We start from the raw sequence: 26,109 nt of genomic DNA on the forward strand, positions 1-26,109 counted from the left end.
CTTCTGCAAAGTGTTTTAGGGATGTTCGGATCAATTAAATGTTGAGATACCAAATCTAGCAATAGGTAATTAAACCGCGACAGGCGCTTTAATTGCAGGATGTGACTCATAGCCTACAATTTCAATATCTTCAAATTTAAAGTCGAAAATATCTTTGATTTCAGGATTGAGTTTTAACTGACATAATGCTAGTGGTTCACGGCTTAGCTGTAATTGCGCTTGTTCAAAGTGGTTGGCATATAAATGCGTATCGCCACCTGTCCAAACAAAATCTCCGACTTCTAAATCACAGACTTGTGCGATCATGTGGGTCAGTAAAGCATAGCTAGCAATATTAAAAGGTACGCCTAAAAAAACATCGGCACTGCGTTGATATAATTGGCATGAGAGTTTGCCGTTGTGCACAAAAAACTGGAATAAAGTATGGCAAGGCGGTAAAGCCACTTGTCCTGCTTCTTTTGGGTTCCAGCCCGACACAATTAAACGACGTGAATTTGGATTGGTTTTAATTTCATTGATTAACCATGTAATTTGGTCAAAACCATCTTGCTCATACAAACCATCCACTTTTTGTGTTGCGCCAAAATTACGCCATTGATGTCCATACACTGGGCCAAGTTCACCTTCAGGACGACCAAAACGCGCGGTTTGTTCTGCGGTAGACCATTCATCCCAAATACTGACTTTATGTTCTTGTAGATATTTGACGTTGGTATCGCCTTTTAAAAACCATAACAGCTCAATCACGATAGAACGGAAATGTACTTTTTTGGTGGTCAGCAGTGGAAAACCTTGCGCAAGGTTAAAACGCATTTGATGTCCAAATACAGAACGCGTACCTGTTCCGGTACGATCACCTTTGTCGCCACCATGGTCAAGAATATGTTGGAGTAGGTCTAAATACTGGCGCATAGCGTTCTCTGGTCAAGCAAAAATGAATATTTTGGTTGGGCGATTCGATGCCCAGTAAATCAGAAAGAATAATAGCAGAGTTTTTTAAGTTGTGACTTTATTGTGTGTCGGAAGTGTGATGTTGATGCAGTAAAGCCAGTGGTGAAAACAGGCAAATAGCCAAAGCGGTAAAGCCAATGCCTTGTGCACCCGATAGTAAAATTTCACCGTGTTGAATCTGCATAAAAATGAGTGCGAGTAACAACGCCAGTGGAATCCAAGTCAATAGTCGTGCTAACCAACCTGTTGGATGTTGGGCGGTAAAATGAATTTTGCAGTAACGACAAATTAAAAAAACAAGACCTGCAGCCAGAAACATTAAAATCGCATCGAGCTTTAAGGGTTCTAAAAGATATAACGCGGCGGTGACCAGTGCGATCACCATCAGCAGGGCAATTTTCTTTGTGACGGTAACCTGTGGGTTAAACCAAAATTCAAGCATGTGAGAGATTGATGTCTGAAAAGTATAAGTACTAGATGGTACTTTAGCATAAAAAAAGGCGAAGATTGACTTCGCCTGAATGGATGAAACCCGCATGTAAATGGATAGCGGTTTAGCTAGTTTTCTGCGGACCCCAATCATAAATTTTCTTTTGATAGGCATACCACATCATCCACATGCCCACCAAAATCATTGGCAAGCTTAGGAATTGTCCCTTACTCATCCATGCAATAAAGAGCTGACCATGATCGGGTTCGCGGAAAAATTCGACAACAAAGCGTGCTAAGCCATAACCCATTAGGAACAGGGCAGACACTGCCATGCGTGGACGTGGCTTGGCACTAAACCACCACAGTACAATAAATAGAATTAAACCTTCGCATAAGGCTTGATATAACTGTGATGGATGCCGTACCAATTGCAAAGGATCAGTCGGGAAAATCATCCCTAAGGCAAAGTTCGGATCGGTCACAGGGCGACCATACAACTCGCCCCCAATAAAGTTACCAATACGACCAAACATTAGACCTGTGGGTACACACGGGGCAACAAAATCCAAAGTTTGAAACCAGGTCATTTTGTATTTTTTACACCAGAACAGCATGGCTAAAATCACGCCCAAAAAGCCACCATGAAAACTCATGCCGCCTGTCCAGACTTGGAATAACCATAGCGGATTTGCCAAAAATTGTTCAAAGCCGTAGAAAAATACATAACCGACACGTCCACCAATGACTACGCCCAAAGCGCCGTAAAAGATCAGGTCGGACACCATGTCTGGTGTCCATCCACGTTGTTTGGCACGGTAAGTTGCCAAACCCCATGCAAATAAAAATGCCAGTAAATACATCAAGCCATACCAATGGACTTGTAAAGGCCCGAGCGAAATCGCAACGGGGTCAATATTTGGATAGGTGAGCATTCCTGTTCCTTGTGATTCTGTGTTGCACAGATTTTAGCTGAATGTGATGAAAAATGTTGTACATTCAATGTGTAAAGATCAAGAGTTTGAATTATGTGTATTGTGGCATTGGCTTGGCAGGTCTTGACAGACACACCACTGTGTTTGCTTTCAAATCGGGATGAGTTTTATCGGCGTCCGACAGCAGCACTGGCAGCATGGCCTCAGAGTCCAATTCTTGCTGGGCAGGATTTAGAATCGGGCGGTACGTGGATGGGCGTTACTCAGTCTGGGCGCTGGGCAGTGATTACCAATTATCGTGATGCGAATGATGTTCGTGAATATCCAACCTCACGTGGGCATATTATTCAGGCTTTTTTAGAATCTGAGCAAACGCCTATCCGTTTTGCGCAAGCCTTGGAAAAACAGCAATGTGAATATGCAGGTTTTAATTTATTTGTGGGTGATACCACTCAAGCGGTGTACATGAGTAACCGTGGAGAAGCTCCGCAGGCTTTAGTCAAAGGTGTTTATGTGGTGTCGAATGGATTGATGAGTGACCCTTGGGAAAAAACTGCACGTTTACGCAAACGCTTTACGCAGGAGTTTTTACCGATGCTGCAATTGCCTGATCTTGCAACGGCAGACTTAAATGCTGCTGCGTGGGATATTTTGCAAGATGAACGCAAGGTTGCACCTGAACTGTTACCGCAAACAGGGATTTCGTTGGAGATGGAAGCGTTGTTGTCATCGACTTTTATTCAAAGTCCAATGTACGGAACACGTTGCTCCAATTTTTTACGTATGCACGTGCATCAATTTACATGGTTGGAAAAAACACAATATGGTGAGCAAAAGGGAAAGATTGTACGACAGCAAGTGAAGATTAAAGCATAAAAAATGCCGACATGGTGTCGGCATTTTTGATTGTTGCTAGATTATGCTTTTGCTGTTTCTAATGCTTCGCCAGCGATTACACCACCATCTTTACGGGTGATGACTACGGTTGCAGAACGTGGGCGAGTTGAGCCTTTACCTTGAGTGAGAAGATGTGCCGGTTGGTTATTTGGCCATATGTTACCTGGGTGTTGAACGTTAATAAACATTGCTTTGTAGTCAGGTGTCATAGTTACACCTGTGATTTCACAACCTTCAGGCCCTGTTAAGAAGCGGCGTAATTTGCTTTCATCAAGAGTAAGACCAGTAGGTGTTTTTTGTGTTCCCGTACCAGCACGTGCAGTTTTAACTGTACCATCACCAACTGAACCAGGTAATGCGGCAAGCATCATGCAGTTAGTCGTGTCTGTGTATGCACCATCATCGGTTTGAATCCATAATACACCGCGGTCATCAAACCACATGCCATCTGGGCTAGAGAAGTCATTGTTGTCGGTTAAGCCTGACAAGTTTACATCGCTTAAAGCATCTGCTTCTGCACCGAATAAGAAAATATCCCAAACGAACTCTGTTGCTTTAACGTCATCCGCATTTTCACGGAAACGAATAATGTGACCATTGATATTTCCGCGTAAAAGCTTGGTTGCATCGTCATCATCAGAATATTGACGAGGGTTTGCCGCATCAATTGAGTGTGTTGTACCGCGGCTAGAGTTGTTGGTTAAAGTCACATAGATTTCACCGTTATTTGGGTTTACTGCAACCCATTCAGGGCGGTCCATTTTGGTTGCACCAGCAGCGTCTGCAGCAATACGGGCGTGGACTAAAATATCTGCTTGATCTACAAACTTATATTTATCATAAGCTGTGATGTTTGGGTTCGACATAGAAAGTTCAAGCCATTTGCCTGTAGCTTTCCCAGTAGATTCATCAAAATTGAATTGAGCTACATATAACTTGCCTGAGTTCATATATTTATCACCAGCAATATAGCCGCCATTGATATCTTTAGGATCCCAGTTGCTGTCAGATACGAATTTATAAATATATTCGCCTTGAGAGTCATCGCCCATATAGAAGGCTAATGGCTGCCCTGGAATTGCGCGGCTAACACGACAATCTTCATGTGCAAAGCGACCTAGTGCAGTACGTTTTACTGGTTTTTCGCCTGTGAAAGGGTCAATTTCCACAATCCAACCGAATGTATTGGCTGTATTACGGAAGTCATTCTCAGCTTTGTCAGCGCTGACAATACTATTCCAGCGACTGAATAATGTTTTGTCTTGAATTAAAGTTGGATTAGTAATGCTTTGCCAATTATAGCCTGCGCGTCCATTACGGATTTTATAGCGTACTAAAGCGTGTTCGGTAAATGCATCACGCTCATCACCTTTTTCACCTTCTTTTTGACGAGCAATATACTGGTCAAAGTTTTCTTCAGTCGTTAAGTAAGTTCCCCATGGCGTATAACCGTTACCACAGTTATTGATTGTGCCACGAGTTTTGCTTCCATCTGGGCTAAATTGAGTCTTGATAAGCGTGCTGCCACGCACAGGACCACGGTATTCAATTTCTGTTGCAGCGGTAATACGACGGTTAAATAAGGATGATTTATTAATTGTAATTGCTTGAGTTTTAGGATTTTTATGCAAATGTACGATTGATACACCGTGAGCGTTTACTTCACGAATTACTTCGTCTTCAGTAATCGTATTTTGATTGAATACTGTGCCGCGTGGGTGTAAATCTTGGCGCTCAAGATATTCATGGTTCATCACCAATAGACCTTGATCAGATTGTTTAGCATCATATTTTTGAGTATTTGAGTTTAAACCGAAGAAGGTCATACCATCATGGTTGTCACCCACACGCATTTCATAAGAAACGCCTGCTGGAATATTATTCTCATCCCATTCAGGTAAAGCAGGGTGTAATGGATCACCTACAGCATGCAAAATTTTAAAATCATAACCTTCTGGAACAGAAACCATATCTAACGTGTTTTTATCAACCGCTTTGAATTTTAATTCATTTGGCTGCGCTATTGGATTGATAGCTGGTTCTTCAGCTTTTGGTGGAGCTACATCGTCTTCGCTATCATTACAGCCAGCAAGTGAGCTTGCAACAGTCAAGGCCACTGCGCCGCTTGCAGTTTTCTTAATCAAGCTGCGACGTGAAATATTTTTTTCTAAGATGTCGCGAAATTCAAGATTACCCGAATTATTACTATCGTAAACATTATCTTCTTGGTGTGGATTAAAATCAGTCATTTTTTTTCCTAGCAAATTGCTTGGCTGTTTGAAAGTTATATGTAAATTAGTGGTTATACATGACATGCGGGTTAAGCTTATGTGTCAAACTGATTAAATCCGTCCAGTTGTGATCTACACACAAAAAAAGAAGCAACCATGTGCTTCTTTTTTTTAAATTCAATATCTTAAGTTAGCTGTGACTGACTCGACGCTTCTCAATTAATTTGCCAAAAAACAAACCAATTTCAAACAGTAACCACATCGGAATGGCAAGCATGATCATCGACAAGGCATCTGGCGGTGTGACAAACATGGCTACAAAAAAACAACCCACAATAATAAAGCGCCGTTTTTCAACCAAGGTTTGGGTAGATACCACACCAATCATAATCAGCAAAAGGGTGACAATTGGAATTTCAAAGGTGAAGCCAAAAACCAAAAACAGCTTCAAACAAAATGTGAGGTAGCTATTAATATCCGTCATAGGTGCAACTGTTTCAGGCGACACACTAATAAAAAAGTGTAAGATTGAAGGCAGTGCAACAAAATAGGCAAAACTGATGCCGATATAAAACAGACAAATACTGCCAATCAACAAAGGTAAGGCCAAACTTTTTTCTTTCTCATATAGTGCAGGTTTTACGAATGCCCAAATCTGATACAAAATAAATGGCATCGCAATGAACAGCGCAACAAAAAAGTTTAGTTTAAACGGCGCCATAAAGGTTGCGGTGACATCAGTCGCAATCATTGTTGATGTCTGCGGCAACTGTGCGCGCAATGGTTCCGACAATACTTGATAAGTTTTATTGGCAAAGGGCAATAAACAGAAGAATAAGGCAAGAATGAGCCCTACGATTTTAAAAAGATGTTTACGCAGTACCATCAAGTGCTTGGTAATTGGCATTTCTTCTAATGCGGGTTGCTCAGACTTCACCGCTAAATGAGGAAGCTGAGTAGAATTGGGCTGACTCATACCGCGACCTTCATTTCAGTATATGTTGTTGTATTTTGAATGGGTGAGATAGATGCTGATGCAGTCCGTATTGGCGCTTTAGGGATGCGCACCATGCACTGTTTTTCTGTATTTTCAACAGGTTGATAAAACTGCTGCTGTAAGTTGTTTAAAGATGCTTGTTTTAGATCTGTCGATGTATTTGCATCATCAAAGATTTTTTCATTTTTCATTTCAGACATCTGAGCCTGCATTTTTGCCTCAAGCTCTTGAATACGTACCATTTCTTGCTGCATTTGTTCACGTAATTCAGATAAACGTAATTCACGGTCGATGTCGTTTTGAACATTGCTGACCATGCGTTTAATTTTAGCGTACCATTTGCCAACAAAACGCGCTGCTTCAGGGAGTTTTTCAGGACCCAGCACCAATAATGCAATGATGCCGAAAATCAGCAGTTCCGTCATTCCAATATTGAGCATAATCTAAAACCCTCAGCCTTAATGCTTAACCGTCGAATTTACATCACTGCTATTGGCTTGATGTTCAATCGTACGAGGTTCTTTGAGTTGCGCCACTTCTGCCTCATCATCTTTTATTGATTTTTTAAAATCTTTGACCGCGCCACCCACATCTTTACCTAAGTTTTTAAGTTTAGATGTACCAAATAATAAAATGACTACAATTGCAAAAATCAGCACGTGCCAAATAGATAATCCTGCCATGATATAGACCTCTCAATAATTGAGCCTATCTCAACAGGTCTGTATGACAATGCGGTGACGAATGTGTTGCGATTTGACGACAAGGGATGTTTGACCTGATTTGTATAGCTTGAAAATAAAACAGCCCGTGTTTGAAAACGGGCTGTAAGATCAATCACATCTGTTAAATCTAAGCTTGTAAACTTGCCTTAAACAGTTGCATCGCCTGACCACGGTGACTGATTTTATTCTTTTCTGCTTTCGACATTTCCGCGCTCGACACTCCCAGTTCAGGCAGCCAAAAGAGCGGGTCATAGCCAAAACCATTTTCACCACGAGCTTCTGCTAAAATCTCGCCTTTCCAAATACCTTGGAAGATTTGTGGTAATGGATCATCGGCATGTTCAACCAAAGCTAAAACACAAACAAACATGCCTTCAATCGCTGCGCCGTCTTGACGTAGTGGTTTGAGTTTATTTAAAAGTTTTTCATTGTTGGCTGCATCATTGCCATGTTCGCCTGCAAAACGTGCAGAGTAAATCCCCGGTGCGCCGTCTAAAATAGGCACACATAAACCAGAGTCATCGGCAATCGCGGGCTTTCCTGAAATTTTTGCGGCATGGCGCGCTTTTAAAATAGCATTTTCAACAAAGCTCAAACCATCTTCAACCGCATCTTCAATATTTAGTTGACCCTGCGGAATCACTTGCACAGGCAAGTCTAATTGCGCAAACAGGGTTTCAAATTCTGCAATTTTTCCCTTATTGTTGCTTGCTAAAACCAAAGTACCTTGAGCGCGCCAATCAGTTGCAGCCATAATTCAGATCTTAATTCAAAATAATCTTGGATATTTTAACGGATTTTGCAGAATTAAACGTTTAATCTTGCACAGATTTGTTTTCATACATGCTAATAATATTTAGGTTGCAAAAGTAGGGAATCATGATGAGCAAAATTTCAGAGATCTACCATTATTCGAGTCAGCACCGTGCATTACTGCAGCAAAGTGAGCGCTGTGGTTGTTTTTACTGTCTGGAAACTTTTGCTTATAGCGAAATTGAAGATTGGTGTGATAATGAGCAAACCGCAATTTGTCCGTATTGTAGTATAGATGCAGTATTGGGTTCTGCTGCAGTAGAAGAATTCAGCCCTGAATTGCTACAGGCTATGCAGGCGGTTTATTTCCGATAAAACAAAAAGCACCCGAAGGTGCATTGAGTTAATTTAAGCGCAATTAAATTTATTGTGCTTGAATCCATTGGTCAGCACGGTCACGTGCTTGACGAATTTGTTCTTGAGTTAAGTTGGCTGCCAAAGCGGTTTTCTTGCCTTCAGACAAAGAAATGACTTTATTGTCGAGCATGCCATCACGGGTAGATAATTCATACCACTGATATGCGCCCATATAGTTTTTCTTTTGTTCTTCCATCATGGCAAGGTTAAAGCTTGCGCGGTTGTCGCCACGGCTGGCTGCTTTTTCAAAATATTGACGCGCCAAGACTTCGTCTTTTTTCGTGCCAATGCCATCTGCCAACATACGGCCTACATTCAATTGTGCTGCAGATAAACCTTGATCTGCAGCTGCTTTGTACCAAGCAAACGCTTGACGACTGTCTTGCTGAACGTCTTTACCTTGTTGATATTTCGTCGCTAAGTAAAATTGTGCGCCTGCCTGACCTGCTTTGGCTGCTTTAATCAAGCCATTAATATCCATAGTTGAATATTGAGCCGCTTGGCTCGCTACAGAAGATGATGGTGAAACATAATCTGCATGGGCTTGAATGCTCAACAGTCCAACCAATAGCGTGGTGCTTAATAATAGTTTTTTCATAGAGCGCTCACTCGATAAATTGCGACTTCACCAAACAAATTAGGTAGATGCTTACTGAGTAAACTATCTTGTTGATTCCCATTCACGGCAAGTCGGTTAATGATGCGAATATTATTTTCGGCACAAAGTGCCTCAAAATCACGAAACGTACATAAATGAATATTTGGGGTGTTGTACCACATATAAGGTAATGCGTCTGAAACAGGCATTTTTCCTTTTAAGGCGAGAAAAGAGCGAGTCTTCCAATGCGCAAAGTTTGGAAAGGTAATAATTGCCTGTTTAGCCACACGCACCATATCTCTTAATAATACGTCAGGTGCATCTACTGCTTGCAAGGCTTGTGCCATGACCACATAGTCAAAAGACTGGTCGGCAAAGCGGCTAAGCCCCAAATTCAAGTCTTGTTGGATGATATTTAACCCGCGACTGATCGCAATTGCAATCTTTTCTTGATCAATTTCTAATCCGTATGCACGAATATTATGCTGTTTGCTCATGTGAGCCAACAGTTCGCCATCGCCACAACCTAAATCGAGTACTTTAGAATTCGGTTTAATCCACTTTTCGGCAAGTTGCTGATCAAGACGCATTACACGGCCTCCTGTGGGGTTGCTTGAAGATGTTCTGTTCCACCCAAGAATGCACGCATGGCTTTCACGTATAGTGGAATTGGGAACAAGAACGAATCGTGTCCTTGTTCGGCATCAATATCTAAATAGCTGACCGGCTTATGATTGCTAATTAAGGCATCCACAATTTCCTGCGAACGCTCAGGGCTAAAACGCCAGTCGGTGGTAAAAGACACCACTAAAAACTTGCATTTTGTGTTCGCCATGGCTTTTTGTAAGGATTGTTCGTATTCACGTGCAGGATCAAAATAATCCAGTGCCTTAGTCATAATTAAATAGGTATTGGCATCAAAATTACGGCTAAATTGTTCGCCTTGATAGCGTAAATAGCTTTCGACCTGAAACTCGACATCAAAGCCATACATAAACTTGCCAGATTTTAAGTCACGACCAAATTTCTGTTTCATGGCCTCTTCAGACAAATAGGTGATGTGTCCGACCATGCGCGCCAAAATCAAACCACGTTTTGGGTAGCTGTCGTGTTCTAAATAACGCCCATGATGAAAATCTGGGTCAGATAAAATCGACTGACGCGCGACTTCGTTAAAGGCAATATTTTGTGCGGACAGTTTTGGTGCACTGGCAATAATGACGCATTTTTTGAGACGATCAGGATAATCTACCGACCATTGCAAAGCCTGCATGCCTCCCAAAGAGCCGCCAATAATTGAATACCAGACTTCAATCCCTAAACGGTCAGATAGCATGGCTTGAGTTTTGACCCAATCTCGCACAGTGACCAATGGAAAATCTGGGCCATAAGGGCGATTATCATTTTCAGGGTTAGGTGATGTGGGCCCCGTAGAGCCGTTGCAGCCACCAATATTGTTTAAGGCCACCACAAAAAAGTGGTTGGTATCAATGGCTTTTCCCGGGCCAATACAGGCATCCCACCAGCCTGCTTTTTTATCATCGGCATGATGATAACCTGCAGCATGATGATGCCCTGATAGTGCGTGACAGATTAGAATTGCATTGGATTTGTCGGCATTGAGCGTGCCGTAGGTTTCGACCATGAGTTCAAAGCGGGGCAGAACACGACCACATTCGAGTTCTAAAGGTTCTTCAAATTGGAACTTTTCTGGAACAACAATGCCTACTGAGTCAGCTGGAAAAGACACGGGAATAATTCGCCTTAAATCCTGAGGATGAATAAACAAAAGGATACCACTTGGGGTATCCTTTTCAAAATGCTTTTACATGTTACCGCAAGATTATACTGCTGCTGCAACTACTTGATCCGTGCTTAATACGCCTTGCTCAATCAAGCGATTTGTACAAGCAATGATCGCATCAATTGATGAAGTCACAATGTTGTCGTGTACCCCTGCACCAAAGGCAGATTTACCTGTGCCTTTCACTTGCAATTCAATTAAAGCCAACGCTTTTGCATGTGCGCCCGAGCTAATGCTGCGCTCTTCGTAGTTCAAGACATCAATTGGTAGTTGAAGTGCATTCAAAATTGCTGAAATTGGACCGTTGCCTTCGCCGCGTAAGCGTTGCGTTTCGCCGTTCACTACCACATCTAACTCAATGACTTGATTGCCATTTTCATCAGATAATTTGTAGTTTTGCGTCGCATAGTGCGCATCTTTTACTGCAACGTAAGTGTCTTTAAACAAATTCCAGATTTCACTTGCACTGATTTCTGTGCCTTGCTCATCGGTACGTTGTTGCACAATTTGCGAGAATTCAATTTGTAAACGACGTGGCAAAGTCACGTTGTAGTTCGATTCTAACAAGTACGCAATCCCGCCTTTGCCCGATTGTGAGTTGACACGAATCACCGCATCATAGTCACGCCCTAAATCTTTCGGGTCGATTGGCAAGTAAGGCATATCCCAAATTTCTTCGTTTTTCTGGAATTCAAAACCTTTCTTAATTGCGTCTTGGTGTGAGCCAGAGAATGCAGTAAAGACTAAGTCACCTGCGTACGGATGACGAGGGTGTACTGGCAAGCCTGTGCATTCTTCAACTGTAGCAATAATTTCGTTGATGTTTGAGAAATCCAACTCAGGTGCAACACCTTGGGTGTACATGTTTAAGGCAATTGCCGCAACGTCAACGTTACCGGTACGTTCACCGTTACCAAATACACAACCTTCTACACGGTCTGCACCCGCCATGATGGCCAATTCAGAAGCGGCAATACCACAACCACGGTCATTGTGACAGTGCACTGAAATGATCACGCCATCACGACGCTCAATATTGCGGTGCATCCATTCCACTTGGTCGGCATACACGTTTGGTGTAGATACTTCCACTGTTGCAGGCAAGTTTAAAATGACTTTATTGGTTGGCGATGCTTCCCAAATTTCAGTTACCGCATCACATACATCTTTAGCTACTTCTAACTCAGTTGCAGTAAAACATTCTGGGCTGTACTGGAATACCCATTCAGTTTCAGGTTGCTTCGCTGCGTATTCTTTTACTTTGGTTGCAGCGTTGATGGCCAATTGTTTGGCACCCGCAATATCTACATTCAAGACTTTTTGGCGGAAGGTAGGCGAGTTGGCATTATAAATATGCACAATTGCACGTTTTGCACCTTGTAAAGATTCAAAAGTACGTGCAATCAAATGGTCACGTGCTTGTACCAAGACTTCAATATACACGTCATCTGGAATATGACCTTCTTCAATCAATTTGCGGGTGAAATCGAAGTCAACTTGAGATGCAGATGGGAAACCAATTTCGATATGCTTAAAACCAATTTTCACAAGCATTTGGAACATTTTGAATTTTTGTTCGATGTTCATTGGCTCAAAGATCGCTTGGTTACCGTCACGTAGGTCGGTACTCATCCAAATTGGCGCTTTGGTAATTTCGTTATTTGGCCATTGGCGGTCTGGTAAGTCGACACGCTGGTACATACGACGGTATTTCTTGCTTGGATCTGCCAACATCATGAGGAACTCCTTGTGTAGCGCCTGTTGCTCAGTCTTATTAAATGCAACGTACTACTAATAATATATGGTGTCTATTTAAACAAAATTAAAGGGATATTCAGAGGAAATTGCTTAGAAAAGCAAATTTTTTATAGGCGCGCGTGGCGCAGCATCAGGAGATTCAATTGAGGTTGAGCGTAAGTCGGAAAAGCAAAAAGATCATTCGTTTTCATCATGTAACCATCAAGATCAATACAAAGGTTTTACTTATGCAAACCTTTTAGGAAAAATTGCATGAGTGCTAAGTTCATAGTCATATCATATCGCGCTTGTGTTGAGAATGTTTTCCGAATATCTGATTGAATAAAACAATAATGAGATTTTTTTTCTAATTTTATTTATTTATGAGTATTTTTTATTGAATATTGGTAATTGTTTAAATGATTGTAAAAGTAAATCACAATATTTACTTAAATTTTTCTCGCTACTGTTTAAGTGCGGGCGACTACAGTAGCAAGTATTTTTAAATCGGTTTTAAGGTCTTAAAGTTCAGCCCATTTGCGCATCAAGTTGTGGTAAAGGTTGGTGAGCTTAATCACTTCTTCATGTTGATCACCCAACTGCATACGTAGGTTTTGCACAGTTTGATCAAGATTGAACAGCATATGACGATCAGCATCATCGCGTACCATGCTTTGTACCCAAAAGAAGGAAGCAATACGACAGCCCGACGTTACCGCAGTTACTTCATGCAAACTGGTAGAAGGGTAGAGGATCATGTCCCCTGCAGGAAGTTTAACTTCATGATAGCCATAAGTGTCCTCAACCACGAGATCACCACCTTCATATTCGTCAGGCTCGCTTAAAAATACCGTACAGGATAAATCGGTACGCAAGCGTTCATTGGTGCCACGAATACGACGAATTGAATTATCGACATGAAAACCAAAAGATTCATTGTTTTCGTAACGGTTAAATAGAGGTGGAATAATATCTAAAGGAATAGCTGCAGAAAGGAATAAAGGATGCTGCCCAAGCGACTCTAAAATAATGCTACTAAGATGATGCGTGAGCGGATGATCTTCAGGGAGTTGTTGATTCTGTTTTACTGTCGCAGATAAAGTTCCTGCGGTAACTTTTCCATTGACCCATTCAATTTTGTCCATTTCATCACGGAAGTATTGAACTTGCTCTTTTGTTAGTACATTAGGGATATGATGAATCACACGAACACCTTTTATTTAGAATAACTTATACATGCAAATAGCCTCTGCAGGCAGAGGCTATTTTTATATCACAATTCCATAGCTAATATATGGGATTAGTATTTAAAGTTTAGAGAAAGCACTGCACTACGACCTTCTGCTTCAGTGGCGTAGTGAGAGGCATACGCTTTAGTGAAATAGCGTTCGTCCGACAGGTTATTGACATTCAATTGCAGGTCAACATTTTCGTTAACGTTGTAACGTGCCATGGCATCGTAACGGACATAGCCTGGAACAAATTTGGTATTTGCCGCATTACCATACACTTTATCCATCGCAACAGCACCAGCACCTAAAGTCAACTGTGGCATGACTTGGTAAGTGGTCCATAGTGTTGCAGAGTTCTTAGCAACGTTTTGAACTTGCTTGCCGTCATTTAAACCAGCGCCATCATCAACTAATTCGCTGTCTAAATAAGTATATCCAGCAGATAATGCCCATTTGTCCGTGATATTACCATTTACACCTAATTCAAAACCATCGACACGTGTTTCACCAATATTTTTGGTTGTACCGTCATCAGCTGTTGCACGAGTATTGGTTTTTTCAGTACGGAAAATGGCTGCTGTTAAATTAAGTTTTTCATTCAAGACATCCCATTTAGTCCCCAGTTCCATAGTGCGGACTTCTTCAGGTTTTAAGTTTTGAATAGCTGCTGTAATCCCTTCAGAACCATCACCACCATCCACACCGACTGGGTTTGATGAGGTTGCATAACTTGCATAGATTGAACCATTTTCGACAGGCTTATAAACTAAACCAGCTTGATAGTTTACAAAGTCTGAATCGTTTTTAAGGTTAACAACGGTTCCTTCCGAATAGGTTGAGTTATAGCGACCTGCAATCATGGTTTGTTCTGCTGAGTAGTCATCCCAACGTAAGCCTAAATCCAAGATCCACTGTGGGTGTAATTCAATGCTATCGAGGAAATATACAGAAGTGTTTTTATTCTGAATGTTATAGCGGTCAGCGCCTTCAGTACTGATGCTGCCTGTCCATGGACCACGATTAGGATTTTGGACAGAAGTACACCAGCCCGTAGCAATGTTTTCTGGTGTACATGCATTGTATCCAGCACCTGTTGTATTTTTACCATCAATAATATATTGGGTACGATCAGTTTCTTGGCCTGAGTACTCAGCACCTAAGTTAAAGCTGTGCTTTAAGCGACCTGTATTAAACTTACCCGTTAAAGCCAATTGGTCTGTAAATGCATCGGTATTTGCCATACGTGAGTTTGCACGCGCCCAAACATTGCCGCTTTTATAGATGTTGCCTTGGGAGCTATCTGGGTTTGTCCACAGATAATTATTTTTAGAGCTGTTATAAACTGCGGTATTTGAAATGGTTAGATTATCAGTCAGGTCATGTTCAAGCTTGATCGTTCCTGATTGATTTTCTTGTTTTTGGAAATCACGGTCTTTCCAACCATAGTAAACACCCTGTTTTACATCAATTGGTTTTCCTGAGTATTGTGAATAGCCCGTAGGATTGTTGTATGGCACACCTGAATCAGGGGTATCATCAGTTTTGAGGTAGTAGTAGCTTAATGTTGCACGCGTGTCGCTGTCTAGACCAAACGTAATACTTGGCGCAATACCTGCACGTGCATATTCAGTACCATTTTCTTGACCTGCTTTGTCGTTGTGGTGACCCATTACGGCAACACGAGCAGCAATACCATTACCAAAATCTTTGTTACCGTCTAAAGTAATACGTTGGTAATCATCCGTTCCTGCTCCCACAGAACCTTCTAAAAAATCACCTTTTTTAGCGGTTTTTGAAATCATGTTGATGCTACCACCAGTTGTGCCTGCACCACCCATTGCTGACGCAGAACCTTTGGTAACTTCGACTTGCTCAATCGCAAACATTTCACGATTTTGTGAAGTAGAGTTGCGAATACCATCAACATACATTGAACTTTCAGAGTTATAACCACGAATGAAAGGACGGTCACCATTCGGGTTGCCGCCTTCACCTGCACCAAGTGTGATACCAGGCACTGTGCGTAAAGCATCGCTTAAAGTTGTAACTTGAGTGTCTTCAATCAGCTGTTTAGAAATAACAGATACTGACTTTGGTGTGTCGAGTAGGGGAGCAACAAATTTGCTATTTGCAGAATTATCTACTTTTAAACTTTGTTCTGCTGCCGCTTCCGTGTGAATTGTTTCTAATTGCGCGATTTGATCTTGCGCAACAGCATTGACTGCAACCACAGAGAGTGTTGAAGCGATTGCTGAAGAAACCAGTTTTTTACGTGTTTTGATGAAGGTCATAACGAATCTAGTTCTAGCGTTGTAAATTGGTATGCAAATAATAATGATTCTTGTTTAGTTTAGCAATTGTGAATAATTGGAATTATCTATAATAAGTTATGATGAAAATGTGAAAATAAATGATATTGTGTAACAATCTGTATATAAGTGTATGATTTTAAGTGGATATAGAAAAATCCTGCCGAAGCAGGGTTTAGAGGAAAAGAAAATTTTTAGAACTTAAAGGTAGTACTTAATTGTACTCTGCGACCTTCTTGTGTGTTGCTATAGTGGTTATACCAACCGATATCTGCAACTTTTTCATAATCCGTGAAGTTTTTATCAAACACGTTATAAAGTGCAACACCAACGTCCCAATGATCATTCACAGTGAAATTCGAGCCGACATGTAGAAGAGCATATGCTTTGTAGTCACCTAAAGCATTGTAAATGGCTTTTTCATCTTTGGTCAGATTGGCATAAGTTTTTGTATAGCGTGCGCGTTCACTTCGGTATTCACCGCGAGCCCAAAGTTGAATGTTGTCATCAGCTTGCCACTTAAGTGATGCATTGACCATATGTTCTGGCGTGTCATTGAGATGTGGGTTACCAAGCTTAGAATCTTTAATTTCAGTTTCGGTCCACGTGTAGTTAATACCGAAGTTCCATGCAGGATAGAACTCCCAATTTAACCCCGTTTCAATTCCATAGACTTCAGCATCTTCGGCATTGGTAGGTCGTGTGACGTTCCAAGAATCAGCTTTGCCAGTGGTTGGGTGATAGCCCATCACCCATGGTGTGCCAATAGAAGCCATATATTTTTCACAGTCTGCTTTAGACCAGCTACTTCCAGAGGTTGATGTTGTATCGGTATTACAGCTGAATTCAGTATTGCCGCTGACAATTTTATCTTCAATCTGGCTGTAAAAAGCGGTGATGTTATAGTCGAAGTTTTTATTGTTGGTGAAAGATGTCCCGAACTCAAAATTCTTACTGGTTTCAGGCTTTAAATTTGGATTACCGAAGAGGGGGTTACGCCCTTGACCGCCAACATTATAAATACCGTTGGTGAGTCGCTCTAAGCGTGGCGCTTTATAGCCCTCAGAATAACCGCCTTTGAATGTCCAGTTATCATTCGCCTTCCAAACTAAATAGGCACGAGGAGTCCAAAAGTCTCCAAAGGTATCGTGATCATCAAAGCGCAGACCTAGAGTAAGTGCTAAATGATCCGTCAGTGCCCTTGTATCTTCAGCGAATAATCCGATTTGGGTAAATGAAATTTCTTTGTTTTCTCTTAAGCCATCTTGCAGACTGGCATCCCACCATTGACCGCCTAAAGCTATATTGTGTCGATCAAAATATTAAGTGGTAAATTTGGTATCAAAAATCGTGTCTTCACTTTCCAGTATACGAGGCGTGATGGCTTGAGACATATTTTGCGCACGTGCTGGAATCAAACGCCCAATAGTTTCAGTTTGAGTATTGGCAATACTGGATTCAAGTGTACCGATTTGATTACGCCAAGTATGGGCTAAAATGATTTTGTCACGGTTATATTCTTGAGCTTTATCATAGCCGCCATTTGCACCAAGCGTACCCAACTGTCCATTGCTATTGTCATACCACTGTTCAGTTTGTTCATACTCAACAGAAAGATCGTGTTGATCTGTTGGCGTTAAAGTAAGACGTACACCAATAGTTTCTAAATCTGACTTGGTTGGGTTGTTGCCCATATTTAATTCAGAAGAACCACCTTCATCATCCGAACGAGTCAGATGAGACTGATCGCGTTCAGCTTTACGGCCTCGTAATTGAATACCCAGTAAATTTGGAATAATTGGACCTGTTACATAAGTATCAACGGAGCGTTGATTGCCAAATTCTGAACTATTGGGAAGTAAAGTGCCTTCTAAAGTAACTGCACCCGTCCATTCATTGCTGACTTTCTTGGTGATGATATTAACAACGCCACCCATTGCATCGGAACCATATAAAGTTGAGGCTGGACCGCGGATGACTTCAATGCGTTCAATTGCAGAAATAGGGGGGATAAAGCTGTTATTTGATTCTCCAAAGCCGTTTGGTGTAATGTCACCTGTACTGTTTTGGCGTCGTCCATCGACTAAAACTAAGCTGTATTCTGAATCCATGCCGCGAATACGAATATTTAAACCACCTGTTTTACCTGCTGTTGGGCTGATATCGACACCTTCAACATCGCTTAAGGCATCTGCAATTGAATTAATGCGTTTATTCTTTAAATCTTCTGCTGTAATGACGGTCATTGTCGCAGGCGCATTCTTAATATCTTGTTCAAAACCTGCCGCTGAAACCACAATTGTGGAAAGTTGATGGGTTGAAGTCGCATCGGTAGAGGTATTTGCGAAAACAGTAGTAGAGGTTGCCCCAAGTAATGCAAGACACAGCGGGTGTAGGTTGAACTTAGCCATAAAATTATATCTCTAATATGAATCAATGAACCTAATTTAGACCTATACGGTAACTAGAATCATTCATGAAGGAGTTGGTTAATATTAATGATAATTATTCTTATTTACGACAGGAAATATACACAAAGTTGAAAATTTACAGAAAATAGCGTGCCGATTAAAAAAATTCAGTCAAGATCAGAACGTATTTTGTATATCCTTTAATGTTGTCATATAATGTGGCACTTTTTTATAAACTGTTATTACTAACTATATCGAGGAAGCCATGCAAGTAACTTCTGAAGCGGTTTCGGGCGTTGCCCGTCGTTTAAATGTATCTGTACCGACGAGCCGTATTAACGAGCAGTTTGAAGCTCGCTTGAAACGCACTGCCAAAACTGTGAAGATCAACGGCTTCCGTCCAGGTAAAGTGCCTCTAAACGTTGTTCGTCGTGAATACGGTGCGGGTATTTATCAAGAAGTGATCAACGACATTATTCGTGACACCGTGTTTGAAGCAATCCAGCAAGAAAAAATCAATGCTGTGGGTATGCCGAACATCGAAAAAACTGAAATGAAAGACGACGCTTTAGTGTACGAAGCGACTGTTGAAGTTTATCCTGAAGTTGAAGTGAAATTTGAAGGTTTAGAAGTTGAACGTAAGTCTTCAGAAGTGAACGACAAAGACGTTGAACAAATGCTTGAAAACCTTCAAAAGCAACGTGCTTCTTGGGTAGAAACCAAAGGCATGGCGAAACAAGACATGCAAGTAACTTTTGACTTTGAAGGCACTGTAGATGGCGAGAAGTTTGAAGGCGGTACTGCTGAAGACTTTAAACTGGTACTTGGTTCTGGTCGCATGATTCCTGGTTTTGAAGATGGTATCGTGGGCATGAAAAAAGGCGAAGAGAAAGTTATTGATGTAACTTTCCCTGAAGACTACCAGGCAGCGAACCTTGCAGGTAAAGCAGCACAATTCAAAATCACAGTGAAGCTTGTTGAAAAGCAAAAACTTCCAGAAATTGATGCAGAATTCCTACAAATCTTCGGTATTTCTGAAGAAGAAGGCGTAGACAAGTTAAAAGCCGACGTTCGTAAAAACATGGAACGTGAAGTGAAAAACGGTTTACGTAACCAAGTAAAAGGCGCAACTTTTGATGCACTTGTAGCTGCAAACGAAGTTGAACTTCCAGCAGCGATGATTGCTCAAGAAGTTGACCGTCAACGTCAACAAATGATTCAGCAATTCACACAGCAGTTTGGTGCGCAAGGTGCAAAAGCATTTGATTCAAGCATGCTTCCAGATGAATTATTCAAAGAACAAGCTGAAAAATCTGTAAAACTTGGCGTATTGGTGAGCAAAGTATTAGAAAATGCTAAACTCGAAGTAGATCAAGCACGTGTAGATGCTTACATCGAAGACATGGCTTCTTCTTATGAAGATCCAAGCGAAGTGATTGAATACTTCAAAAACGACAAACAACAACGTTCACAAATTGAAGCTGTTGTTTTAGAAGACCAGGTTGTAGATCACATCTTAGCTTCTGCAAAAGTAACCGATACAACTGTAAGCTATGACGATTTATTGAAAGAGCAGCAGGCTCGTCAACAAGGCTAATTGGCTTTGATACAAAAAGGCGCTTCGTGCGCCTTTTTTATTACATCGCGGTTTGCAGTTTTTTCAGAGAGTGATCGCATTTCACTCAAAATATCTACGATTTAAACCGTGAATATTTTGCAATTTAGACAATTATCCCTCATATTGTGAACATGAGTCGTGTCACATAAATTTAGGAATAAATAACCATTATGTATGTTCCAACAATTGAAAATGCTTTAATTCCCATGGTGGTCGAACAATCCTCTCGTGGTGAGCGTTCTTTTGATATTTATTCACGTCTTTTACGTGAACGTGTCATTTTCTTGACGGGTGAAGTCGAAGATAATATGGCCAACTTAATTGTGGCGCAGATGTTGTTTTTAGAAGCTGAGAACCCTGATAAAGATATTCACCTTTACATTAACTCACCAGGTGGTTCAGTGACTGCAGGTATGGCAATTTACGATACCATGCAATTTATTAAACCAGATGTTGTGACTTACTGTATGGGACAAGCAGCATCTATGGGTGCATTCCTGCTTAATGCAGGCGCAAAAGGTAAGCGGTACTGTCTTGAAAATGCCCGCGTTATGATTCATCAGCCGCTGGGTGGTTTCCGTGGTCAGGCGTCAGATATTGAAATTCATGCGCGTGAAATTTTATTCATTAAAGAGCGTTTGAACCGTTTAATGGCAGAACATAGTGGTCAGGACTATGAAACTGTCGCAAGAGATACCGACCGTGACAATTTCATGACTGCACAGGCAGCGAAGGAATACGGTCTTGTGGATGAAGTTTTAACAAAACGTCCATAAGTTTTAAAGATTGAAATATTGGAGTGACTATGTCCGAACATCCTCAGGGACAAAAACATTGTTCATTTTGCGGTAAAACGCAGTCTGAAGTCGGGAAGCTGATTGCAGGCGAGGACGCATACATCTGTAATGAATGTGTGGACGTATGCTTAGACTTGGTTCAGACCAGTCAACAAGTTGAGTCGGGTGATTGGGCAACACGTCCATTGCCAAAACCACATGAAATTCGTGCTGCGCTAGACCAGTATGTGATTGGTCAGGACACTGCGAAAAAAACCTTATCGGTTGCAGTGTATAACCATTACAAACGTCTGAAAGTGACCCAGCAAGGGCATAAGTCAGACGATACTGTCGAAATTTCAAAAAGTAACATCATGCTGGTTGGGCCAACAGGTTCGGGTAAAACCTTACTTGCACAGACTTTGGCGCGCCTGTTGGATGTTCCTTTTGCAATGGCAGACGCAACCACATTAACCGAAGCGGGTTATGTGGGTGAAGATGTCGAAAATATCGTACAAAAGCTGTTGCAAAAAGCCGATTACGATGTAGAAAAAGCACAAAAAGGTATTATCTACATTGATGAGATTGACAAGATCACGCGTAAGTCTGAAAACCCATCGATTACCCGTGATGTGTCTGGTGAAGGTGTTCAGCAAGCTTTACTCAAAATGATTGAAGGTACGGTGGCTTCTATTCCTCCTCAAGGTGGACGTAAGCATCCACAGCAAGAATTCATTCAAATTGACACTTCAAATATTTTGTTTATTTGTGGTGGTGCCTTTTCTGGTTTAGAGAAAATTGTACAGCAACGCCAAGAAAAAGGCGGTATTGGTTTTACCGCAGACGTGAAGAAAAAAGATGAAGGCAAGAAATTGTCTGATTTATTCCGTCAAGTAGAAGCAACCGACTTGGTGAAATTTGGCTTAATTCCAGAGTTCATTGGTCGTTTACCTGTGATTGCAACGCTAGACGAACTAGATGAAGATGCATTGATGCAAATTCTGACCGAGCCGAAAAATGCCTTAACCCGTCAGTATCAATACTTATTCGAGATGGAAAATGTCGATTTAGTCTTTGAAGATGCAGCGTTACGTGCAGTCGCGAAAAAAGCCCTTGAGCGTAATACGGGGGCGCGTGGTTTGCGTTCAATTCTGGAAAATGCCTTGCTCGAAACCATGTACGACTTACCAAGTCGTACCGATGTTGGCACGGTGGTGGTGACCAAAGCAGTGATTGAAGACGGTGCGAAGCCCGAATTTTTGCCTGAACGTCAGCCTCAAATAGAAGAGCCTGCAGCAGAAAAAATTGACTTAAAAGTGTTAGACAGCAAAACTGCTTAATACGCTATTCGTCTGAAACGTGCCGAAACGCTAGGTTTCGGCACGTTTTTTATTGTCAAAAAAATTAAGGCAGTGTTAATCTTAAGCCTAGGCGTGGATGCCTATTATTCAAAACAACAATTGCAAAATGAATTTGCAGCTTGATTTCAAAACTTGATTTACAAAAATAAGAAACGTAGCGAGGGATAGACATGCGTGGTGTCGCAATCTTGGTCGTGACCAGTTTAATGTTGCTGGGATGTCATGGCAAAAAAAACGTGGTGCAACAAACGCAACCACCCAGTACCTTAAAAGTTTTAAATTTAGAACAAAAACCGGGTTTTGTAGAACAGCACCGTTTGGGCATGATGACAATTGGTGGTTGGGTCAATCAAAAACTCGGGCAAAATTTTAAACCTGTTCAGGCACAACATGCTGATGCTGCCATCGTGTATTTATATCGCCCAGATTCCAAATGGAACAGACAGGAAATTGTCGCAGCTAGTATGTTTATCAACAAACATCGGATTCCAAGTTTATTACACAATCATTATTATTGGATTGAATTGGCACCAGGTGCGTATCGTCTGAGTGTGAGCCGTCCTTTGGGGGCATTACATTTCCAAAAACCGAAATATTTGGATTTTCAGGTGCAGGCAGGACAGTCGTATTTTATTAAGTATGATGAAGAAAACCTAAGTACCCGCAAAGAAGTTTCAGGGCCATTAATGCTTATGCCTGCAAGTACGGCACAACAGGAAATTGCATTTACTCAACTAAAAACAGAAAGCTATAACTTTGTTGCGGAAGATCAAAACACAGGCAAGTTGCGTAAAAAGCCACAAAAAATCAAGCATGAAAAATATGACCCTGCGGAAGATGTACATTTAACCCAACCCTTTAAATTGTGGGATCCGAGAACGTGGTAAGGGCTTGTATCTTTATCTCGCGCATCGCTTTCATTCATTTCTAACCCGCATAAAAAAGCACCCTAAATTTGGGTGCTTTTTGGTTTGGCTTATTGCTAAACTGGAATATTATTCTGCCGTAGCATCTACAACAGGAATCTTGCCAATTTTAGCTTGCCAGATTTTTGGTGCAATCGCGTGGATCGATGTACCGTTGACATCAACCGCAACAGACACAGGCATATCTTCCACTTTGAATTTGTAGATTGCTTCCATACCTAAGTCTTCAAAAGCAACTACTTCTGCTTCACGTACTGCTTTAGATACGAGGTAAGCTGCACCACCTACAGCCATCAGGTAAGTTGCTTTATGGTCTTTAATCGCTTCAATTGCTGCAGGACCACGATCTGCCTTACCAATCATACCGAACAAACCAGTGTGCTCTAAGACTTGGCGAGTGAATTTGTCCATACGAGTTGCCGTTGTTGGACCTGCAGGGCCAACGACCTCATCACCAACAGGATCGACAGGGCCAACGTAGTAAATGAATTTGCCTTTTAAGTCGACTGGTAATTCTTCACCATTGTTGATCATGTCAACCATGCGTTTATGCGCAGCATCACGACCTGTGTAAATCGTACCGTTTAATAACAACGTATCGCCCGGCTGCCAAGAGTTCATTTCTTCTTGGGTAATGTTGTCTAAATCTACACGTTTAGATTTAGAAGAGTCCCAAGTTACTTCTGGGTAGTCTTCAAGTTTAGGCGCTTGAATATGCGCTACACCTGAACCATCTAACTGGAAGTGTGCGTGACGAGTTGCCGCACAGTTTGGAATCATGCCCACTGGTTTTCCTGCAGCGTGGCAAGGGTAGTCTTTGATTTTAATATCCAAAACTGTAGTTAAGCCGCCTAAACCTTGTGCACCAATACCAAGTGCGTTCACTTTCTCGAAGATCTCGATACGGAGTTCTTCCATTTTGTTTTGTGGGCCACGACGTAATAATTCGTCCATGTTGATTTCTTCCATGAGTGCTTCTTTGGCAAGCATCATGGCTTTTTCAGCAGTACCACCAATACCAATACCCAACATACCTGGCGGACACCAGCCTGCACCCATAGTCGGTACAGTTTTAAGTACCCAATCTACAATTGAGTCGGATGGGTTCAACATTGCTAATTTAGATTTGTTTTCTGAACCACCACCTTTAGCAGCAACAGTAATATCAACTTTGTTACCTGGAACGAGTTTGTAGTGAATCACTGCAGGGGTGTTGTCTTTGGTATTTTTACGACCAAATGCAGGATCAGCCAATACTGATGCACGAAGTACGTTTGAGTTTTCTAGATAACCTTGACGCACACCTTCGTTAATCGCATCATCCAAGCTCATCGTTAAATCAAATTTAACGTCTAAACCCACTTCAAGGAATACGTTTACGATACCAGTATCTTGACAGATTGGACGATGACCCTCTGCACACATACGTGAGTTAATTAAGATCTGTGCAATCGCATCTTTCGCTGCTTTGTTTTCTTCACGATCATAAGCACGGCTCATCGCTTGGATGAAGTCTTGTGGATGATAGTAGGAAATAAACTGAAGCGCGTCTTTGATCGAAGTGATCAAGTCATCTTGCTTGATAATAGTTGTCATATCAAAAATCTCTTGAGCGGGCGGATAGCTAGCGGGCTAAATTATAAGACAAAATGCAGCAATTGTGGGCACTTTGATCAAGCTTTGGGCGAAAGTTTAATAACAGTCGTCAGCTTGAGAGAGTCTGTGAAATATCCAAAAAATATGTCGCCAAAACGCGCCATCATTTTGCTGTTCTAGCTGCACAAATTCAGCTATGTTAAAAGACTTCTTTTCGATGATGTTTGGGATAAATATGAATGATTCCGACTATTTAGCTGCTCAGATTATCTCTATTTATCGACGGCATGCAAAAGCGTGGACAGACTTGCGCGGTCAGTTGTTATATGAAAAAGCTTGGCTGGATCGTTTTCTTGATTTTTTGCCTGCTCAGGCCAAAATTTTAGATTTAGGCTGTGGTTCGGGGCGTCCAATTGCAGCGTATCTACTACAACACGGGCATAGGCTTACAGGTGTGGATAGTTCAGACACCATGCTGGAAATGGCACGAGAACATTTTCCTACACAGTGTTGGATTGAAGCCGATATGCGCTCGGTGAACTTGAATCAGTGCTTTGATGGTATTTTGGCGTGGGATAGTTTTTTTCATTTAACGCCAAACGATCAGCGCTGCATGTTCGAGAAATTTGCGCAATGCTCTACCACCAATACGGTTCTCATGTTTAGCAGCGGACCTGCTACGGGCGAGACGATTGGGGATATGCTTGGTGAGGCACTTTATCATGCCAGTTTATCGCAGGATGAATACCGTCAATTGTTAGTACAACATGGGTTTAAGGTAGTGGATATGCAGGCTGAAGATCAGGACTGTGCCGGGCATACGGTGTGGTTGGCACAGAAGTTGTGATTTAGTCATGCTAAATAATAATGTGGAACAATGATTGAGAATTGAGCGTGTAACGTGAAAAATCATATAAAAAAGCCCATTCGAGGGTGAGTGGGTTGTAAAATAGGTTTTAATGTATTGATTTATAATGATAATTTTTATAATGTGTATTATGTTGATTTTAGGAATCTTAAATTACCTCGAATTCTGTTTTAGCAAATGATTCCATAATTTGAATAAGGGCTTTGAAATTATTACATTGAGAGCATGTGTACCAGATGGAGATAAAGATAATTTCTGAAAGGGAGTAAGTTTCCCTGTCAGGTTCTTGGATAGCGGGGACTATGTTTTATAAATTTCCAATAATTTGCTTCAAATTTAAGAAAAAAGTCATCAAGCACGCAGAATAATTCGGTATTATTAGACATGAGGGCTAGAGCTTAAGGTTTAACTTGGTAATTCAACTACTGGCTTTCATCCTCCTATTTATTAAGGCAATTTCTTATCTGCTATTCGAGTTAATTACGTGATTTAGATATATTTATTTAATTAAAACACAATAATTTAGGGAATGAAGATG

At 41.3% G+C, this 26,109-nt stretch carries 21 protein-coding genes and 3 pseudogenes; 7 read left to right on the plus strand and 17 right to left on the minus strand.

Annotated features, from left to right (window positions below):
- Positions 1-69: 69 nt before the first annotated feature.
- The 3 genes from thyA to lgt form a co-directional block, all read right to left on the minus strand.
- On the minus strand, positions 70-912 hold the full coding sequence (gene thyA, locus B2W49_RS02970) for a thymidylate synthase (protein WP_291334293.1): 843 nt from the start codon (positions 910-912) through the stop codon (positions 70-72).
- A 97-nt stretch (positions 913-1,009) separates the two neighbouring features.
- Positions 1,010-1,393 carry a hypothetical protein gene (locus B2W49_RS02975; protein ID WP_291334294.1) on the minus strand — a complete coding sequence of 128 codons (384 nt, stop codon included), beginning with the start codon at positions 1,391-1,393 and terminating at the stop codon, positions 1,010-1,012.
- Positions 1,394-1,505: 112 nt separating this feature from the next.
- Positions 1,506-2,315 (minus strand): prolipoprotein diacylglyceryl transferase, encoded by an 810-nt coding sequence (gene lgt, locus B2W49_RS02980; RefSeq protein WP_291334295.1) that lies wholly within the window; start codon positions 2,313-2,315, stop codon positions 1,506-1,508.
- Between the two features lie 93 nt (positions 2,316-2,408).
- On the opposite strand from lgt, the gene B2W49_RS02985 reads away from it, so the two are divergent.
- Positions 2,409-3,191, plus strand: a complete 783-nt coding sequence (locus B2W49_RS02985; RefSeq protein WP_291334296.1) for an NRDE family protein — start codon at positions 2,409-2,411, stop codon at positions 3,189-3,191.
- A 41-nt stretch (positions 3,192-3,232) separates the two neighbouring features.
- Here the strand turns inward: B2W49_RS02985 and B2W49_RS02990 are convergent, their stop codons facing one another.
- The 5 genes and pseudogenes from B2W49_RS02990 to rdgB form a co-directional block, all read right to left on the minus strand.
- The gene (locus B2W49_RS02990) at positions 3,233-5,461 is read right to left on the minus strand and encodes a PhoX family protein (protein WP_291334297.1); all 2,229 of its coding nucleotides are present in this window, start codon (positions 5,459-5,461) and stop codon (positions 3,233-3,235) included.
- A gap of 172 nt (positions 5,462-5,633) precedes the next feature.
- Positions 5,634-6,419, minus strand: coding sequence for a twin-arginine translocase subunit TatC (gene tatC / locus B2W49_RS02995; protein ID WP_291334298.1), 786 nt, complete (start codon positions 6,417-6,419; stop codon positions 5,634-5,636).
- A gap of 211 nt (positions 6,420-6,630) precedes the next feature.
- Positions 6,631-6,880: pseudogene (gene tatB / locus B2W49_RS12155) on the minus strand (Sec-independent protein translocase protein TatB); the annotation flags it as partial.
- An 18-nt stretch (positions 6,881-6,898) separates the two neighbouring features.
- On the minus strand, positions 6,899-7,123 hold the full coding sequence (gene tatA / locus B2W49_RS03005; protein WP_179993960.1) for a Sec-independent protein translocase subunit TatA: 225 nt from the start codon (positions 7,121-7,123) through the stop codon (positions 6,899-6,901).
- Positions 7,124-7,292: 169 nt separating this feature from the next.
- Positions 7,293-7,919, minus strand: a complete 627-nt coding sequence (gene rdgB / locus B2W49_RS03010; RefSeq protein ID WP_291334300.1) for an RdgB/HAM1 family non-canonical purine NTP pyrophosphatase — start codon at positions 7,917-7,919, stop codon at positions 7,293-7,295.
- A 128-nt stretch (positions 7,920-8,047) separates the two neighbouring features.
- Between rdgB and B2W49_RS03015 the strand changes: the two genes are divergently transcribed.
- Positions 8,048-8,293, plus strand: coding sequence for a cytoplasmic protein (locus tag B2W49_RS03015; RefSeq protein ID WP_291334301.1), 246 nt, complete (start codon positions 8,048-8,050; stop codon positions 8,291-8,293).
- Between the two features lie 49 nt (positions 8,294-8,342).
- On the opposite strand, the gene B2W49_RS03020 is transcribed toward B2W49_RS03015, so the two are convergent.
- From B2W49_RS03020 to B2W49_RS03050, 7 genes and pseudogenes are all read right to left on the minus strand, one after another.
- On the minus strand, positions 8,343-8,933 hold the full coding sequence (locus tag B2W49_RS03020; protein ID WP_070153255.1) for a tetratricopeptide repeat protein: 591 nt from the start codon (positions 8,931-8,933) through the stop codon (positions 8,343-8,345).
- Positions 8,930-9,523 (minus strand): methionine biosynthesis protein MetW, encoded by a 594-nt coding sequence (metW, locus tag B2W49_RS03025; RefSeq protein ID WP_104852562.1) that lies wholly within the window; start codon positions 9,521-9,523, stop codon positions 8,930-8,932. Before metW ends, B2W49_RS03020 begins: the two co-directional genes overlap by 4 nt.
- A complete protein-coding gene (metX, locus tag B2W49_RS03030) occupies positions 9,523-10,683 on the minus strand; it encodes a homoserine O-succinyltransferase MetX (RefSeq protein ID WP_104852561.1) in 1,161 nt (386 codons plus the stop codon). The genes metW and metX overlap by 1 nt, the downstream gene beginning before the upstream one ends.
- Before the next feature lie 93 nt (positions 10,684-10,776).
- The gene (leuA, locus tag B2W49_RS03035; RefSeq protein ID WP_291334302.1) at positions 10,777-12,474 is read right to left on the minus strand and encodes a 2-isopropylmalate synthase; all 1,698 of its coding nucleotides are present in this window, start codon (positions 12,472-12,474) and stop codon (positions 10,777-10,779) included.
- 521 nt (positions 12,475-12,995) lie between these two features.
- Positions 12,996-13,679 (minus strand): Fe2+-dependent dioxygenase, encoded by a 684-nt coding sequence (locus B2W49_RS03040; protein ID WP_291334303.1) that lies wholly within the window; start codon positions 13,677-13,679, stop codon positions 12,996-12,998.
- 95 nt (positions 13,680-13,774) lie between these two features.
- The gene (locus B2W49_RS03045; RefSeq protein ID WP_291334304.1) at positions 13,775-15,997 is read right to left on the minus strand and encodes a TonB-dependent receptor; all 2,223 of its coding nucleotides are present in this window, start codon (positions 15,995-15,997) and stop codon (positions 13,775-13,777) included.
- A gap of 212 nt (positions 15,998-16,209) precedes the next feature.
- A pseudogene (locus B2W49_RS03050) lies at positions 16,210-18,426 on the minus strand (TonB-dependent receptor domain-containing protein).
- A gap of 265 nt (positions 18,427-18,691) precedes the next feature.
- Between B2W49_RS03050 and tig the strand changes: the two are divergent.
- The 4 genes from tig to B2W49_RS03070 all read left to right on the plus strand — a co-directional run bounded on the left by tig (position 18,692) and on the right by B2W49_RS03070 (position 23,068).
- Complete coding sequence (gene tig / locus B2W49_RS03055) at positions 18,692-20,023, plus strand: trigger factor (protein ID WP_291334305.1); 1,332 nt, start codon at positions 18,692-18,694, stop codon at positions 20,021-20,023.
- 191 nt (positions 20,024-20,214) lie between these two features.
- On the plus strand, positions 20,215-20,820 hold the full coding sequence (clpP, locus tag B2W49_RS03060) for an ATP-dependent Clp endopeptidase proteolytic subunit ClpP (RefSeq protein WP_019836825.1): 606 nt from the start codon (positions 20,215-20,217) through the stop codon (positions 20,818-20,820).
- Positions 20,821-20,849: 29 nt separating this feature from the next.
- On the plus strand, positions 20,850-22,160 hold the full coding sequence (gene clpX, locus B2W49_RS03065; RefSeq protein ID WP_291334306.1) for an ATP-dependent protease ATP-binding subunit ClpX: 1,311 nt from the start codon (positions 20,850-20,852) through the stop codon (positions 22,158-22,160).
- Between the two features lie 191 nt (positions 22,161-22,351).
- Positions 22,352-23,068, plus strand: a complete 717-nt coding sequence (locus B2W49_RS03070) for a DUF2846 domain-containing protein (protein WP_291334307.1) — start codon at positions 22,352-22,354, stop codon at positions 23,066-23,068.
- Positions 23,069-23,176: 108 nt separating this feature from the next.
- Here B2W49_RS03070 and B2W49_RS03075 read toward each other — a convergent pair whose 3' ends face one another.
- Entirely contained in the window at positions 23,177-24,703 is a 1,527-nt protein-coding gene (locus B2W49_RS03075) for a fumarate hydratase (protein ID WP_291334308.1), read from the minus strand.
- Positions 24,704-24,938: 235 nt separating this feature from the next.
- Here B2W49_RS03075 and B2W49_RS03080 point away from each other — a divergent pair, with 235 nt between their 5' ends.
- Positions 24,939-25,550, plus strand: a complete 612-nt coding sequence (locus tag B2W49_RS03080) for a class I SAM-dependent DNA methyltransferase (RefSeq protein ID WP_291334309.1) — start codon at positions 24,939-24,941, stop codon at positions 25,548-25,550.
- A gap of 220 nt (positions 25,551-25,770) precedes the next feature.
- Here B2W49_RS03080 and B2W49_RS12160 read toward each other — a convergent pair.
- Positions 25,771-25,957 (minus strand): annotated as a pseudogene (locus tag B2W49_RS12160) (IS982 family transposase); the annotation flags it as partial.
- Positions 25,958-26,109 lie beyond the last annotated feature (152 nt).

This window comes from Acinetobacter sp. UBA801 (assembly GCA_002296655.1).
Lineage (GTDB): Bacteria > Pseudomonadota > Gammaproteobacteria > Pseudomonadales > Moraxellaceae > Acinetobacter.